The 15,521-nt window shown below is 57.7% G+C and carries 14 protein-coding genes and 2 tRNA genes; 7 read left to right on the top strand and 9 right to left on the bottom strand.

Annotated elements, in window-relative coordinates; translation table 11 throughout:
- From DXZ77_RS10255 to pknB, 5 genes are read left to right on the top strand one after another with little or no spacing between them, the layout of a single operon-like run.
- The gene (locus tag DXZ77_RS10255) at positions 1–1,461 is read left to right on the top strand and encodes a PP2C family protein-serine/threonine phosphatase (protein WP_115031962.1); all 1,461 of its coding nucleotides are present in this window, start codon (positions 1–3) and stop codon (positions 1,459–1,461) included.
- Positions 1,458–2,840 carry an FtsW/RodA/SpoVE family cell cycle protein gene (locus tag DXZ77_RS10260; protein WP_115031964.1) on the top strand — a complete coding sequence of 461 codons (1,383 nt, stop codon included), beginning with the start codon at positions 1,458–1,460 and terminating at the stop codon, positions 2,838–2,840. The genes DXZ77_RS10255 and DXZ77_RS10260 overlap by 4 nt, the downstream gene beginning before the upstream one ends.
- A complete protein-coding gene (locus DXZ77_RS10265) occupies positions 2,837–4,291 on the top strand; it encodes a peptidoglycan D,D-transpeptidase FtsI family protein (protein WP_115031966.1) in 1,455 nt (484 codons plus the stop codon). Before DXZ77_RS10260 ends, DXZ77_RS10265 begins: the two co-directional genes overlap by 4 nt.
- Positions 4,288–5,883 (top strand): protein kinase domain-containing protein, encoded by a 1,596-nt coding sequence (locus tag DXZ77_RS10270; protein WP_115031968.1) that lies wholly within the window; start codon positions 4,288–4,290, stop codon positions 5,881–5,883. The genes DXZ77_RS10265 and DXZ77_RS10270 overlap by 4 nt, the downstream gene beginning before the upstream one ends.
- On the top strand, positions 5,880–7,688 hold the full coding sequence (gene pknB / locus DXZ77_RS10275; RefSeq protein WP_115031970.1) for a Stk1 family PASTA domain-containing Ser/Thr kinase: 1,809 nt from the start codon (positions 5,880–5,882) through the stop codon (positions 7,686–7,688). Before DXZ77_RS10270 ends, pknB begins: the two co-directional genes overlap by 4 nt.
- Before the next feature lie 87 nt (positions 7,689–7,775).
- Here the strand turns inward: pknB and DXZ77_RS10280 are convergent, their stop codons facing one another.
- Positions 7,776–8,423, bottom strand: coding sequence for an anthranilate synthase component II (locus DXZ77_RS10280; protein WP_115032879.1), 648 nt, complete (start codon positions 8,421–8,423; stop codon positions 7,776–7,778).
- Between the two features lie 270 nt (positions 8,424–8,693).
- On the opposite strand from DXZ77_RS10280, the gene DXZ77_RS10285 reads away from it, so the two are divergent.
- Complete coding sequence (locus DXZ77_RS10285) at positions 8,694–8,978, top strand: cell division protein CrgA (RefSeq protein ID WP_084441127.1); 285 nt, start codon at positions 8,694–8,696, stop codon at positions 8,976–8,978.
- Positions 8,979–9,299: 321 nt separating this feature from the next.
- On the opposite strand, the gene DXZ77_RS10290 is transcribed toward DXZ77_RS10285, so the two are convergent.
- Both DXZ77_RS10290 and DXZ77_RS10295 read right to left on the bottom strand, forming a co-directional pair.
- The gene (locus DXZ77_RS10290) at positions 9,300–10,040 is read right to left on the bottom strand and encodes a rhomboid family intramembrane serine protease (protein ID WP_115031972.1); all 741 of its coding nucleotides are present in this window, start codon (positions 10,038–10,040) and stop codon (positions 9,300–9,302) included.
- Between the two features lie 157 nt (positions 10,041–10,197).
- On the bottom strand, positions 10,198–10,716 hold the full coding sequence (locus tag DXZ77_RS10295; protein WP_028327220.1) for a peptidylprolyl isomerase: 519 nt from the start codon (positions 10,714–10,716) through the stop codon (positions 10,198–10,200).
- 227 nt (positions 10,717–10,943) lie between these two features.
- Here DXZ77_RS10295 and DXZ77_RS10300 point away from each other — a divergent pair, with 227 nt between their 5' ends.
- Complete coding sequence (locus DXZ77_RS10300) at positions 10,944–11,618, top strand: hypothetical protein (protein WP_147279273.1); 675 nt, start codon at positions 10,944–10,946, stop codon at positions 11,616–11,618.
- 55 nt (positions 11,619–11,673) lie between these two features.
- On the opposite strand, the gene DXZ77_RS10305 is transcribed toward DXZ77_RS10300, so the two are convergent.
- The 6 genes from DXZ77_RS10305 to DXZ77_RS10325 form a co-directional block, all read right to left on the bottom strand.
- Positions 11,674–12,891: a pyridoxal phosphate-dependent aminotransferase gene (locus DXZ77_RS10305; RefSeq protein WP_115031976.1), complete on the bottom strand. Its 1,218-nt coding sequence runs from the start codon at positions 12,889–12,891 to the stop codon at positions 11,674–11,676.
- Between the two features lie 91 nt (positions 12,892–12,982).
- Positions 12,983–14,392, bottom strand: a complete 1,410-nt coding sequence (locus DXZ77_RS10310; protein ID WP_147279274.1) for an amidase — start codon at positions 14,390–14,392, stop codon at positions 12,983–12,985.
- 163 nt (positions 14,393–14,555) lie between these two features.
- Positions 14,556–14,628 (bottom strand) — tRNA-Ala (locus tag DXZ77_RS10315).
- Positions 14,629–14,672: 44 nt separating this feature from the next.
- Complete coding sequence (locus DXZ77_RS12740; protein ID WP_371667420.1) at positions 14,673–14,879, bottom strand: DLW-39 family protein; 207 nt, start codon at positions 14,877–14,879, stop codon at positions 14,673–14,675.
- Between the two features lie 28 nt (positions 14,880–14,907).
- A tRNA-Ile gene (locus DXZ77_RS10320) sits at positions 14,908–14,981 on the bottom strand.
- Between the two features lie 107 nt (positions 14,982–15,088).
- Entirely contained in the window at positions 15,089–15,433 is a 345-nt protein-coding gene (locus tag DXZ77_RS10325; protein WP_231935422.1) for a DUF3566 domain-containing protein, read from the bottom strand.
- Between the last annotated feature and the right edge of the window lie 88 nt (positions 15,434–15,521).

A 15,521-nucleotide genomic window follows, 5' to 3' on the forward strand; every position in this document is an offset into this window, starting at 1 on the left:
ATGGGTATCGCGTGGAATTACGCGGCACGCACCGACGTCGGCCTCGTCCGCAGCCGCAACGAAGACTCCGGCTACGCAGGCCCCCACCTCATCGCCATCGCCGACGGCATGGGCGGTCATGCCGGCGGCAACGTCGCCAGCTCGCTAGTCATCTCCAGAATCGCCCGTCTCGACGGAGACAGCCACGGTTGCGATGACGCCCTCGAACTCCTGGCCCGTACCGTCGCAGAAGCCAACAACGACATCAACACCGCTGTTGAGGAACACCACGAACTCAACGGCATGGGAACCACCTTCACCGGTCTTATGCGCTGCGGCGCAGACAACCTTGTTCTCGTCCACATCGGTGACAGCCGCGCCTTCATGGTCCGCGACGAGCAATTCACCCAAATCACCATCGACCACTCCTTCGTACAATCACTCGTCGATGCAGGACGCATCAGCCCCGAAGATGCAGAGAATCACCCCCAACGTTCCCTTGTCACCCGTGTACTTACCGGCGCGCCTGAAGATGAACCCGACCTATCAGTACGCCGCGCCCGCCCTGGTGACCGGTACGTCATCTGCTCAGACGGCCTGTCCGACTACGTCAGCCGCAGCACTATCGAAGAAGTCATCACCGCCGGTATGCCGCCGGTTGACACCCTCAAAAAACTTATTGACCTCGCGCTCAAAGCAGGTGCTCCTGACAACGTCACCGTCGTCATCGCCGATGTCACCGACGAAAAACCAGACTCACCCCATCACCCCATCGTCGTAGGCGCTGCCGCCGAAAACGGCGAACGCCCCGACCCCACAGCTGCCCTCTCCCCCGCCCAAAAAGCAGCTGCATTCCAGGCCCAAACTACGGGCAAACGTACCGAACCTGACACTGGCGAAGAGATCGATGACGGCTCCTCCGCTACTGACCGGCGGACCCGCCGCAGCGGTATCCTCATCACCCTGCTCACCCTCGCCACCGTCACCCTCGGACTCGTCGGTGCCTACGCCTGGACCCAACAGCAGCGATACCTCGGCATCGCTGGCGACATCGTCGGGGTGTACCGCGGAATCCCCCAAAGTATCGGCGCGATTCCCCTATCCCACGTCGAACGCGACGTCAGCGACATCAAAATCGAGAACTTGCCCGACTACTACCGCAGCAGGCTCGCCGCAGCCATCCCCGCAGCTGACGACGCCGACATCGAGAACCAAATCCAAGTTCTCCGCGTGCAACAAGCACAGTGTCTGACCCGCATGGCTGCAGGAGCCCCCTGTGGAGTCGATGCAACCCCCGCACCTCCAACTTCACAGCCAAGCCCCACCAGCACTACCTCATCACCTTCAGGGTCCGCTGCACCCACCGTGATTCCCGCATCACCGCCCACAGCCGAACCTCCGCTGCGTACTCCACGCACCGCACAGCCAGTCCCCCACACCAGCCGACACAATAAACCGCCCGCAAAGGAGGTACGACCATGAGCACCATCTCTTCATTCCGGCCACGAACACGCCGTAACCTCGAACTTCTGCTCATTCTCGCCTCCGTAGGGCTGGTCCTTCTGGCCTACCTCAACGTCGGCCTGTCCACTGTCGGCAAAGTCCCCGTGGACCTCTTCACCCAAGGCGGTTGGCTCCTAGCTTTCACCCTAGGCTTCCACGGTGTTCTTCGCTGGCGTGCCTCCTACGCCGACCCCCTCATCCTTCCCATCGTCACGCTCCTGAACGGGCTGGGAATCGTCATGATTCACCGCCTCGACGTTGCTCACCACCGTGACGCCGCCACCGCTGGCGCACCCCGCCAAATCATGTGGACCGGTGTCGCAATGGCTATCGCCATCGCGATCGTCCTCATCCTCAAAGATCACCGCGTTCTGCGCCGATACACCTTCAGCATGATGGCTTTGGGCATCATCTTCCTGCTCCTGCCGCTGACGCCCTTCCTCGGGCAAAACATCAACGGTGCCCGCATCTGGATTCACATCGGACCTGCATCTTTCCAACCCGGCGAAATCGCCAAAATCGTTCTCACAATTTTCTTCGCCGCCTACCTAGTCCAAACCCGCGACGCGCTTTCCCTCACCGGACGAAAATTCCTCGGCATCACTTTTCCCCACGCTCGTGTTTTCGGCCCCATCCTTATGGCATGGATGGCCAGCCTCTTGGTGCTGGTCGGCCAACGCGACTTGGGCTCATCACTGCTGTTCTTCGGGCTGTTCGTGGCAATGCTCTACATCGCCACTGAACGAACCAGCTGGATTGTCATCGGGTTGACGATGTTCAGCGCTGGAGCAATCGTTGCTTACACTCTCTTCACGCACGTACAACAACGCGTTTTGTTCTGGCTTGACCCCTGGTCCAAGGAAGCCCTCAGCCAATCTGACCAGCTCGTACGCGGTCTCATGGGGATGGGTGCAGGTGGCCTGCTTGGCACTGGATTCGGTCGCGGACGCCCGGATCTGACCTACTTCGCCGAATCCGACTTCATCATTCCCAGCTTCGCCGAAGAACTCGGCCTCATCGGTATCTTCGGCATCCTCACCCTCTACATCCTTCTCGTAGAACGAGGGCTACGCACCGCTCTAGGAACTCGAGACGGATTCGGAAAACTTCTCTCTGCAGGACTCGCCTTCTCCATGACCATGCAAATCTTCGTCGTCGTTGGAGGCGTCACCCGTGTCATCCCCCTTACCGGTCTAACCTCACCCTTCTTATCGCAAGGAGGATCGTCCCTCTTGGCGAACTGGGCCATCGTTGCCCTGCTGCTGCGTATCAGCGACCACGCACGCCGTCCCATCCCTGAACCTCGCCCCACACCCGAAACAAGCACCCCCACGACCACTACGGAGGTGCAAGCATGAACAACCCCATCCGTCGCGTCGCGATCCTCGCCGCAACAATGTTCGCGGCCTTACTGATCTCCACCACGATCATTCAGTTTTTCCAAGCACAAGAACTGCGAGACAAACCGAATAACACCCGCACTCTTCTGGCCTCTTACGCCACCGCGCGCGGATCAATCCTCATTGGCGGCAACGAAATCGCCTCGTCCCGACCCGTGGATGACCAATACCGATACCAACGCGTCTACCCCAAAGGTGACCTATACGCACACGTCACTGGCTACTACTCGCTCGTCTACGGAGCAGGAGCTGGCCTGGAGAAAGCAGCTCACGATCTCCTCAGCGGCCAAGCAAGCTCACTCATCTACCGACGCCTCGGCGATCTCATCACTGGCCAAAACCCCAGCGGAGCAACCCTGGAACTGACCATCAACCCAGCTGCACAGAAGGCAGCCGAAGCAGCACTCGGTGAACGTCGCGGAGCCGCAGTCGCACTCGACCCCAAAACTGGCGCCGTCTTAGCCATGGTCAGCCACCCCACATTCGACCCCAACTCCTTGGCAGGCCACGATCGCAGCAAAGTGACCAGTGCCTGGGAACGGTTCTCCAAAGCTAAGAGCAACCCCACCATCAACCGAGCTATCGGCGGTAACCTCTATCCACCCGGATCCACTTTCAAACTCATCACAGCCGCCGCAGCTCTCGAATCACAAAAATACGGAACCCAAACCCAACTACCCGGACCTGAACGACTCCCCCTGCCAGGCAGCAGCACAAGCCTTCCCAACGCGGGAGGTGGCGCATGCGACAACGGCACAGTCACTCTCGCACGCGCTGTACAAATGTCCTGCAACACAGCTTTCGGCTACCTCGGACAGCAACTCGGCGGTGACGCCATCCGCAGCCAGGCAGCAAAATTCGGGTTCGGTGAACAACTCAAAATTCCCATGTCAGTTACCCCAAGCACCATCCCTAAGAACAGCGACACAGCACAGAACATCCAAATTGCTATCGGCCAGTTCGATGTCCGCGCGACTCCCATGCAAATAGCTATGGTCGCTGCAGGCATCGCTAACGGCGGCGAACTGATGAAGCCATACCTCATCAGCAAAACAATGGGCGCAGACCTTGATGTCATCGAGGAAACACGTCCACAAAAACTCAGCACAGCAGTCAGCAAAGAAACAGCTAAAAAACTCACCCAAATGATGGAAGGCGTCGTGGAAGGCGGAACTGGCACCAAGGCACAGATTTCCGGCGTCAAAGTCGCTGGAAAATCTGGTACCGCCGAACACGGAGAAGGGCGCCCACCACACGCATGGTTCACGGCGTTCGCGCCGGCAAACGACCCACAGGTCGCCGTCGCCGTCGTGGTCGAAGACGGCGGAGTAGCAGGAAGCGAAGGGGGCGGCGGCAAGGTTTCGGCACCGATCGCCAAAAAAATCATGGAGGCAGTGATCAACCGATGAGGTACGAGACCGGTCTAGAATTCGGCAACCGCTACACACTCGGCGATCGCATCGCAGTAGGCGGCATGGGTGAAGTGTGGCGTGCCCGTGACAAAGTGCTCGAACGTGACGTCGCCATCAAACTTCTCAGCCCCACCCTTGCTGGCCAACCCGGGTTCGCTCAACGGTTCCGCGAAGAGGCTCGCAACTCCGCAGCTCTTGGCCACCCCAATATTGCCAATGTCTACGACTATGGCGAAGACTCTGGTGCTCACTGGCTTGTGATGGAGCTGGTGGAGGGAAATAATCTCGCGCATATCCTCAAAGATGAAGTACGCATCGACCCAGATCGCACCTCTTCAATCCTTGCTCAGGCTGCGCTTGGTCTTCAGGCAGCCCACGATGCAGGCGTGATTCACCGCGATGTCAAGACCGCGAACATCATCATCCGCAACGATGGCGTCGCCAAGATCACCGACTTCGGTATTTCTCGTGCTATCGATGCGGTTCCGATTACTCGCACCGGCGAAGTTATGGGAACCGCTCAGTACATCTCCCCTGAGCAGGCCACCGGTAAACCAGTAGGCCCTGCCAGCGATATCTACTCGCTGGGTGTGGTTGCCTACGAGATGGTTGCTGGGCACCGTCCTTTCGAAGAAACCAGTCCAGTTGCTACAGCAATGGCGCATGTCCAGGATCCTGTCCCACCGCTACCTGGATGGGTTCCTGAGGACCTCTCGACGGTGATCATGTCGTGTCTGAACAAGGCACCTGAGGATCGTCCTGCTTCGGCCGGCGATCTGGCCCGTATGTTGACTGGCGGCCCCTCTGCAGCTGGATTGCTCGCAACACAACGCATCACGCAACCTGGCTCTGGACAGCGCATCACCACTCGCCCCCAGACACACCCCGTCCCTACTTATTACGAAGACGACATCGAGGAATCACCTCGTAACAAATCATGGCTATGGTTCCTCATCGCCATCGCAGTCATTGGGTTGCTTATCTTCGGAGGTATGGCTTCTGGCCTGCTCGGAGGTGGCTCGAAAACACCTGATTCACCCGAAACGATCTCTCCCACGTCCACAGCTCCAACCACATCAAGCCCGAGCTCCACAACGGCAGACAGTAGCGGCGAATCCAGCACTATTGATGCACGTGACTACATCGGTCTAACTGCTGATGAGGCGAGCGCGAAACTGCGTGAACGTGGGTTTGTTCCGAAGATCAACCACATTGATGCACCACAGTCTGCTGAAACTGTTGTATCCATTGATCCCACCGGATCTGTTTCTAAGGGCTCTGAAGTCAAACTCAACGTTTCGCGAGGTAAGGGCAGCGGCAGCAGTAAGCCTGGCAGCACAGCTACCGTCACGGTGACGCAAGCTCCAAGCCACACTCGTACGCAGAACCCAGCTCCTAGTGACAAGCAACCCCCGTCAGACCAGGAGCCGGACTCTTCAGACAAAAGCCCTGACAACAGTGGGAAGCAGAACCCTGCTCCTCCCGGTGGTGGAGCCAACGGCTTCCCGCACATGCACTCGGCACAGCAGGATCAATCGGCACAGCAGGATGCAACGCCTTTGGATGAAGGAATGGCCCAAGACAAGTGACCGACGAGACCCGCAAACTCGCCAATCGCTATGAGGTCCGTGGCCTCGTAGGCCGAGGCGGCATGGCCGATGTCCACGCCGGATTCGACACACGGCTTGGGCGCGAGGTCGCAATCAAAATTCTTCGCTCCGAACTTGCTCGCGACCCTGCGTTTCTTCACCGTTTCCGCCGTGAAGCGCAAGCGGCTGCAAGTTTGAACCACCCGTCGATCGTGGCTGTGTTCGATTCAGGCGAAGATGAGCACACTGATACGCACGGTCAAACTCTTGTTCAGCCGTTCATTGTCATGGAGTACGTTCACGGAATCACTTTGCGTGAACGTCTGGCTGAGGCAGGCTGCCTTTCGCTCAAGGAAGCCTGTGACACCCTGACTCAGGTACTCGCTGCGCTCGGGTATAGTCATAGTCACGGCATCGTTCACCGCGATATCAAGCCTGGCAACGTGATGGTTACTCCCACTGGCGTCGCCAAGGTCATGGACTTTGGTATTGCTAGGGCTATTGCGGACTCTGCAGCAACAATGACGAACACTTCCGTAGTCATTGGCACTGCTCAGTACCTCTCGCCCGAGCAAGCCCAAGGCCGTGAAATCGATGCGCGTTCAGACATCTACTCGGCGGGTTGTTTGCTCTATGAACTCGTAACTGGGCGCACCCCGTTTATTGGTGAGTCGCCGGTGTCTATCGCCTATCAGCACGTAGGTGAGCCACCTCAGTCTCCTTCTGTTTTCAATGAAGAGATCCCCGCAGCGCTGGATCATGTGATTCTTCACGCGTTGGAGAAGAGCCCCGCAGATCGCTATCAGAGCGCTGAAGAGTTCGATGATGACATCAAGGCTTTTCTCAAGGGCGATTCGCCTCAGGCACATGGATCAGATTCAGCGACTGCGGTATTCGGCGCGGCCAAAAATGGCGAAGCAACTGATGTTCATCAGGTGGTAACAGCTAAGCCACAAGAACCTGCCCGCCGCAAGCGACGCTGGTTAATCCCTCTGGTAGCTACTTTCGTAGTTGTTTCTGCTTTCTTAGGGGTCCTTGCTTCTCAAGGTTTGTTGACGTTTGCTGAGAAAACTGTCGCTGTGCCCAATCTGGCGCAAAAGACAGACGCCCAGGCACAACAGGCTCTTTCTGAACTTGGGCTAGCTGCGGGGAAAGAGACGACAAGTAATCCTGCCAAGGCCGGGACTGTACTTTCTCAAAATCCGGCGGCAGGAAATCATGTTCAGGTTGGGAGCACCGTTTCGTATGTGGTCTCTTCAGGACCGGCGACTTTACAGGTGCCAGACTTGCGTAATTTTGAGCAGGCTGCTGCACGTCAGACGCTGGAAGATCGTGGTCTTGCAATTCAGGCTGTCGAACCTATCGATAGCAAGGATGTTTCGGCGGGTAACGTTGTTTCTACTGACCCGCCAGCAGGAGCATCGGTGAAAGAGGGCACCAAGGTCACACTGAATGTCTCCACTGGCCGGGTAACTGTGCCGAACCTAGTTGGTTTGAGCAGAGAAGACGCGATCCGCAAGTTGAAGGAAGCTGGGCTTGGCCGAGTGTTCACTCCCGTGCGGGGTAACGGCAAGCCAGGAACGGTACTGTCGCAGAGTTACCAAAAGGGCGAGAAGGTCCCGGTTGGTACTGTGATCGAACTCAACATTGTTTCGGAGCCGCCTCCTGCGCCTACTGCTACTGCAACTGTCACGGTTCCGCCTTCTCCTTCTCCTTCTCCCCCGGCGAGTGGCCCGATTGGAGAGGGAGATGACCCTGGTGAAGAGCCGGATCCTAACCACTCGATAAATTCGGGTAAGCCTTGATAACAGAGGCTTTAGTTGCTTCCAGGGTTTGACAGTCGTGGAGCGGCGTTGTGGTCGTACACCTCTAGCTTCATCTGGGGTGAGCGGTCAGAACGCCGCTTCTTTGATGAGGGGACTCATTGTTGCGCTAGCTTCAATAACGCCGGAGACACCGGTGGTTGCGAGCCAGTTGGCTAGTAACCGGTGGCCTTGAGCAGTCATGACGCTTTCGGGGTGGAACTGCACGCTAGATAGAGGAAGGGTTGCGTGCCTGAGTCCCATGATAATGCCGTTATCGGTGCGGGCATCGACGATGAGTTCAGGTGGCAGGGTCTTTTCGTCAACGGCAAGTGAGTGGTATCTGGTGGCGCGGAAGGGATTACTGATACCTGCGAATACCCCTGTATTGTCGTGAAATACGTCGCTTACTTTGCCATGGACGAGTTCTGGTGCACGTGTCACTGATGCTCCGTAAGCTACAGCGAGTGCTTGCAGGCCGAGGCAGACCCCAAACATGGGTACGTGTTTTTGGGCACATGCGTGGATAACGTCGATGGATTTGCCTGAGTTTTCTGGGGTTCCTGGACCTGGTGAGATAAGCACGCCGTCGTATTGGCCCACTGTCTGTGGGATAACGATGTCGTTGCGGATGACGTGACACTCGGTTCCTAGTTGTTCCAGATACCCCACAATTGTGTAGACAAAGCTGTCGAAGTTATCGACTACTAGTACTTTGCTTCCGGCACCTGTTGTCACGTGTGTTGCCTTTCTTTTCCGATCTGTTTTCGGGTCGTTGGTGACCGCGTGTAGATCGTCCACAACCGTAATCCAGGTGTGGCGTCTAGAGGATGGCCACGTTGGTCGGGCTGCTTTGTGTGTAGGCCGTAATGTTGGTCTCTGGAGCCATCAAAAGTGTTCTTTGAGAGCACTTACACTTCGATCAGCGCAGGAGATTTCGCAGTGTCTAACCTATCCCGCAATGAGCCCGCGGACGTGGCAGGCTCGCCGTCCGGCTACGCATCAGCTATGGACGACTACGACAACCTTTCTCCGAAGGAGCAGAAAGCCCTGCGCAAAGCCCAGAAGAAAGAGGAGCGAGCACAGCAGAAGATCGCTCGCAAATCGATGGGTGGCAATCGTCCTTGGTTTGTCCCGACGATGCTTGGCTTGATGCTTATTGGTCTTGTGTGGGTTGTTGTTTTCTACTTGAGTAGTTACAAGTATCCAATTGAGTCGTTGCAGAACTGGAATTTAGGTATTGGCTTCGCGTTCATCATGGCTGGTTTTTTGATGACGACTCAGTGGAAGTAAGACCGGTTCTCACTTCGACTTCATTGGATGGTGGGTGCTACTGCGGTGGCCCCACCATCGTCGTATGTGAACGCTGGGCCATCTCGGGATGGCTGTAAACCGTTTTTGTGGAGTTTCGTATCGTTCTCCACAGGCTTGTGCACAGCTGGGGATGAATTACATGGATGTAAGAGAACCTGGCCTCGTCGAGCGTGAAGCATGGTTGACCTGCACTTTCAGCATTAATTGGTCTTACTCAACGTTCTCGTAGTGTTTCTTTCCACCGATGTGGATATCCCTCCGGATGTGCTGCTGTGGAAATCAGCTGCTGCACTCACACGGTCACCAACTAAGGTGAGTGATGCTTCCGACTACCTCGTACTTGTGCCAGGCAAGGGCTATGAGTGCTGCTGCGATGGCAGCAAGTCCCAGCCAGCGCAATGTGCGGATGCAGATTTTGCGTTGGAGAGCGCAGAGGGCACCGATCATGAAGCCGGTGAACAAACCACCGAGTTGGCTTTGCCAGACGATTCCTTCAATGAAGAGGGGCAAAGTTGCGTTGATGAAAAGAGCTGCAAGTATGCCTCGTATGTCGGCGCCAACTGTTGGTGCGAGGACAAAGAGTATCGCGAAGAGACCGAAAATGGCTCCGGAAGCGCCGACTGTTGCCTGCATCCAGGTTCCGTTGGGGTCGGTAATAGAGGTGGAAAACCAGATAGATCCGACTGATCCGCCGATAGCGCACACGCAGTAGGAAGCCAGGAAAAACTTTGTGTTTATTGCTGGTTCAAGTGTGCGTCCCAGTACCCAAAGACAGAGCATATTGAACAGCAAGTGCCAGATTTGGGGTGCGTGGAGGAAAGATGCGGTCAGGAAACGCCATGGTTCTAGTGCCCCGAGGGAAGGCATAAAGGCACCATTTTGGAACAGAAGATGGTCGAGGCTGGGGATGAGTTGGGCGAACCAGACTAGGATGCAGAGCGCGATGAGGGTGTATGTGACCGGTGTGGTGAGGTATTGGCGCGCGGTGAGGGCTGCGTAGTGGCTACGGTTGGTGGGGGGTGAGGGGGCCTTCTGGTCCACCGTTGTCTCTGCTTTCGGCGTATCGCTTTGTGGGTGGGGCGCGTTGTGGTGGATAAGCGTGCGGGGCACCTGCAGCGTGTGCTGCGGATGCCCCGCACGTTATCGAGCCTAGGTGGCCATGGATTGTGCTTTCACGTGGTGTGTCAGCGTGTCGTTGTCACTCGGTGATGGTGACGGACTGGATAGTGATGTCTTCGGTGGGGCGGTCCTGCGCACCGGTCTGAGTGGCGGCGATGGCATCGACAACGTCGCGGCTTTCCTGGTCGGCAACTTCGCCGAAGATGGTGTGCTTGCCCTGCAGCCAGGTGGTGGGGGCAACGGTGATGAAGAACTGAGAGCCGTTGGTGCCGCGCCCCATGCGTTTGCCTGCGTTAGCCATGGCAAGGATGTAAGGCTTGGAGAAGTCCAGGTCAGGGTGGATCTCGTCGTCAAACATGTAGCCGGGGCCACCTGTGCCGATACCCAAGGGGCATCCGCCTTGGATCATGAAGCCGGGGATGACGCGGTGGAAAATCACACCGTCGTAGAACGGTTCCGGGGACGTTTTGCCGCCGTCTGCCTGGTATTCCTTGGTGCCGTTGGCAAGGCCGACGAAGTTTTCTACGGTCTTGGGCGCGTGGTCGGGGAACAGGGTCAGGTTGATGTCGCCCTTGTTCGTGTGAAGTGTGACGTTCATGGGGTCCATCCTTCCATGCCCTCGGGAGCGGGTCGACAAGAGTTGGTGGGATACATTTCGCCCATGGCTGCACCCCTAAGGGTGTAAATAGTGCGTTTTTGTGCAGCTGGCGGTCAGTTGCAACTTTTAGGGTTGAGCGAAATGCAGTTATTAGGACTGTCTTTTGAGTGCTTTACGTGCAGGATGGTAAATACACAAATCCGCAACTGACGCACAGGAGGCCAGTGGTGGCGAAGAAAAAGAAGACGTACAAGATTCCGTCGCTCAAGGTGACCGTGCCCACGTTGGCTGGTCTGTGGGAAGCGGCCGAGCCGAAGCTGAGCGACGCGGCCGATACGGCTAGGGAGACCGCGACCTCCGTGGCGCAGCGCGCTGAGGAGAGTTTCGAGAAGGCTCGCGTGGCTGCGCGTGACACTGCGGATTCTGTTGCAAGTCAAGCCGAGGGGCGAGCTGGTGACTTGCGTTCAAAATGGAGCGAGATCGTAACGCAGCTTGAAGAGGCCAGTGATGTTGATCCTCAGGTGTGGCGCGAACGTGCCGTTGGTGCTCGTGCGGTGATGCGTGGCGATGCGGTAGCAACTCCAGTGAAAAAGAAGTGTGCTGGTTTTGGTGGAGTGCTGGGTGTTGTTGTTGTGCTCGCGGCTGCGGGGGCGGCGTACTACGTGTTGAAGCAGCGTCAGGCTGAGTATGAAGACCCATGGGCACGTCCGTTGACTGACCCTTATGCTGCGCCCACTAGTGGTCGAGCTTCGAGCGTTTCGGATGGTGCTGCATCGGGGCCGAAGCCTGGACAGATCTCCACGTTGGGTGAAGCACCGACGGGTGATGGCGTGGCTCCAACGAATCCTGAGCAGGTGCATGACGCTTCGGTTGAGGCGCCGGAGAACCCGAAAAACAGTTAATTTTGGTGATGCGTGAGGCGGGGCTTGAGTTTCTAGGCTCCCGCCTCACGTGTGTTCAGGCTCGCCGCGCGGCGAGGTATTCGCTGATACGGCCGATGGCGTCGGTAAGGGTTTCTTCGTCGGGTAGGAAGGTAAGGCGGAAGTGGTCGGGGCGGGGCCAGTTGAAGCCTGTTCCGTGCGTGACGAGGATTTTTTTGGAACGGAGCAGGTCGATGACGAAGGTTTCGTCGTTGTCTATGGGGTAGATGTCTGGGTCAAGGCGGGGGAAGCAGTAGAGGGCTCCTCGGGGTTCAATGCAGCTCACTCCGGGGATCTCGTTGAGTAGGCGTGAGGCGAGTTTTCCTTGTTCGTAGAAACGCCCGCCGGGTTTGATGAGTTCGGTGATGGATTGGTATCCGCCTAGGGCTGATTGGATGGCGTGTTGGGCGGGCACGTTGGCGCACATGCGCATGTTGGCGAGGAGGGTGAGGCCTTCGATGAAGTTGGTGGCGTGTTCTTTGGGGCCGGAAATCATGACCCATCCGGCGCGGTAGCCGCAGACGCGGTAGGCCTTGGAAAGTCCTGAGAAGGTGAGGCAGAGCACGTCGTCGCCGGCATAGTGGGCTGTGTGGTGGTGAGTGGCGTCGTCGAAAAGGATTTTTTCGTAGATCTCGTCAGAAAAGATGGCCAGTTCGTGGCGTCGGGCGATATCTACGATGTTTTTGACGGTTTCTGCGCTGTAGACGGCGCCGGTGGGGTTGTTTGGGTTGATGAGGACGATGGCTTGGGTGTTAGGGGTGATTTTGGATTCGATGTCGGCCAGGTCGGGGTTCCAGTTGTTGTTTTCGTCGGCGAGATAGTGGACGGGGGTTCCGCCGGCGAGAGAGACTGCGCCTGTCCATAGGGGGTAGTCGGGTGCGGGTACGAGGATTTCGTTGCCGTCGTCGATGAAAGCGGATAGGACCATGCTGATGAGTTCGGAGACTCCGTTGCCGATGAAGATGTCGTCGACGTCGACGTGGTGGAGGCCTTCGGCTTGGTAGAACTGGGCGATTGCGGTGCGGGCGGAGTAGATACCGAGGCTGTCTGAGTAGCCTTGGGCCTCGCCCAGGTGGCGGATCATAGCGTTGGTGAGGGCGGGTGGGGCTTCAAATCCGAAGGGGGCGGTATTGCCGATGTTGAGCTTGAGGATTTTGTGTCCTTCGGCTTCGAGTCGTTCGGCTTCGACGAGGATGGGGCCGCGGACGTCGTAGCGGACTGATTGGAGTTTTTTGCTCTGGACGAATCGGCGCATGTGGGTCAGCTTCTCACTGGTGGATGGTTGTGGGAGGTGTTTAGGGGGTTTTCTTAAGGGTTGGTTTCTTCTTGGCAGGTGTGGTGGCTGTTCAGGGGAGGGTGGGTGCGATGGTGGGGCGGTTGGGTAGGAGGCGTTCGAGTTGGGCAGCGAGGGTTAGCAGGCGTTGTTCGTCGCCGCCAGGGGCGTAGAGCTGAATGCCGATGGGTAGTCCGTCGGGGGTGTAGCCGGCTGGGAAGGATAGGGAGGCGTGGCCGGTGGTGTTGGCGAGGGTGGTGAAGGCGACCATGGGTAGTGAGCGGATGAGTGCGTGAAAGCTGCCTGTGGTGTCAAGTTGTCCGAGTTTGGGGGGTGCTGTGGCGATGGTGGGTGTAATGACGATGTCGTATTCAGCGAAGCGTGTTTCGATGTCGGTGGCGAGTTTGGTGGCAGTGGTGTGGGCGTGTTTGAGCAGGGCTGGGGGGATGAGCCGCCCGGCATTAGCGGTGTGGCGGGTACGGGTTTCGAGGCGGTTGGGGTGTTCGACGCGTTTGCGTTCTTGGGCGAGGGCGTGGGCGAATTCGATGAGGTAGTTGGGTTGGTCATTGGGCCATCGCTGAGTGAGGTGGGTGATGGTGTGGCCTGCTTTGGCGAGTGTGCGGGCTACGTCGTGAACGGTTTTTGCGATGTGGCGCTCGACGTGGATGAGTGGATTGGCTGGGGTGGTGAGCCAGGCGATGCGTAGGCGCTGGGGGGCTTGGTTGGCGGCGTCGGTGAAGGTGTTGTAAGGGCGGGGTAGCGGGAAGGCGTCGTGGTCGCTGGGGCCGGCAATGATGTCGTAGACGAGTGCTGTGTCGGCAGTGGTGCGGGTTAGTGGCCCGATGGTTCCTAGTCGTCCCCATAGGTCTGGCGACGGGGAGGTGCTGACTCGCCCTCGTACGGGTTTGAGGCCGATGAGTCCGCAGCAGGCGGCCGGAATGCGGATGGATCCGCCGCCGTCGCTGCCGATGGCGAAGGGAACGCATCCGGCTGCGACTGCGGCTGCGGATCCTCCGCTGGAGCCGCCGGTGCTGTGGTGGGGATTCCAGGGGTTGCGAGTGTGGCCGAATGAAGCTCCTTCGGTCCATGGGAATTGGCCGAATTCGGGCATGTGTGTGGTGCCGAGGATGATGGCGCCTGCTGCTCTGAGTCGTGATACGACGGCGGAGTCATGTTGTGCAGGTGTGCTGTTGCCGTATCCGCCGAGAGTGGTGGGGATGCCTTTGATGTCGTGTTCGGCTTTGATGAGGGTGGGCACTCCTGCTAGGGGGAGGCTTGGGTCGATGGTCTCGGCATCAGCGAGCGCTTGCTCTCGTAGGAGGGTGTGGACGGCGTTGATGTGAGGGTTAGCGCGTTCGATGCGGGCTATGGCTGCTTCGGTGACGAGGCGGGCGGTGGCGCGGCCCTCGCGGATGGCTGCAATGGTTTCTGTGATGCTCCAGCGAGCCATTTCTTCGATGTGCGTGGGTTTTTCGGAGGCCATGTGCACATGGTGTCATCGTGGACGTGAAGAGGCTTTGTGCATGGAGAATTGTGGTGGCGTTCCCAGGCGCTCGAGATATTTGGTGACTTTGACCGTCTTCACAAGGTCGGAGAAAAAGCAGCACCCACCAGCTGCTGATCTGTCAGCTACTGGTGGGCGGCGGTGGAGCCTAGGGGACTCGAACCCCTAACCCCCTGCTTGCAAAGCAGGTGCGCTACCAATTGCGCCAAGGCCCCGAAGCGAATTTCGCTTGGTCGAGCTTTTCAGCTCCGTACTAATCTTACGAGTGTTTTTTTACTGTGTGGGCAACTTGTTCCCACATAGCGTTTTCTGCGCTTCGAGTGCGCGCATGCTTCCACGTTACTAGACCGCCGACAGCTGCTGCGACTAGTGCGAGGTATCGATGCATGTGCACCTCTTGCTTATCCTGGACTACTTTGAGGTAGTCGGATTGAGTCACTCGGATACACAAGCAGGGCAACTCCATTATGTGGGAATTGCCCCGCTGTGAATCGTGGGCCTAACAGGACTTGAACCTGTGGCCTCTTCCTTATCAGGGAAGCGCTCTAACCGTCTGAGCTATAGGCCCTCAACAAGGTTTTACATTACCCGAATGTTGTCTCGGTTCCCAAATCGGCTGCGAACCACACAGGTACGCCCCTCCCATCGACTCTAAAGAACCAGTTCAGAGCCGCATCAGTCATCGACGAGAGTCACCTGCGCGCCACCAACCAGAGCAGCGCACATGTTGTAGATGAAAGCCACCACGGTCGCGATTGCTGTCAGCAAAATCACGTCAACCACGCCAAACACGATCGTCAAGGAGAGCACACGACCGAGGCTGAGAAATTCAACGAGGTTAAACCGCGCGTCTGCTTCTCCCCCTTGCTGCAAGTGCAGGCTCTCTACCGCAGCATTAATCTCTGCAAACACACCCATGCTGTTGAGCATTAACCACAGCGCAATCACAACGATGACCATGGCAATCCCAAATGCCACTGATAGCAAGAATGAGATCCGCATAACAGAGATCGGATCCACGCGCGCCAGCGTGAGCTTAACGCGCCGTGGATCTGCATCCCCAGGCGCAGCCGTAGGACCTATACGCCCTGCCGGGCGCGCACCAACT

This window comes from Dermatophilus congolensis (assembly GCF_900447215.1).
Taxonomy (GTDB): domain Bacteria; phylum Actinomycetota; class Actinomycetes; order Actinomycetales; family Dermatophilaceae; genus Dermatophilus; species Dermatophilus congolensis_A.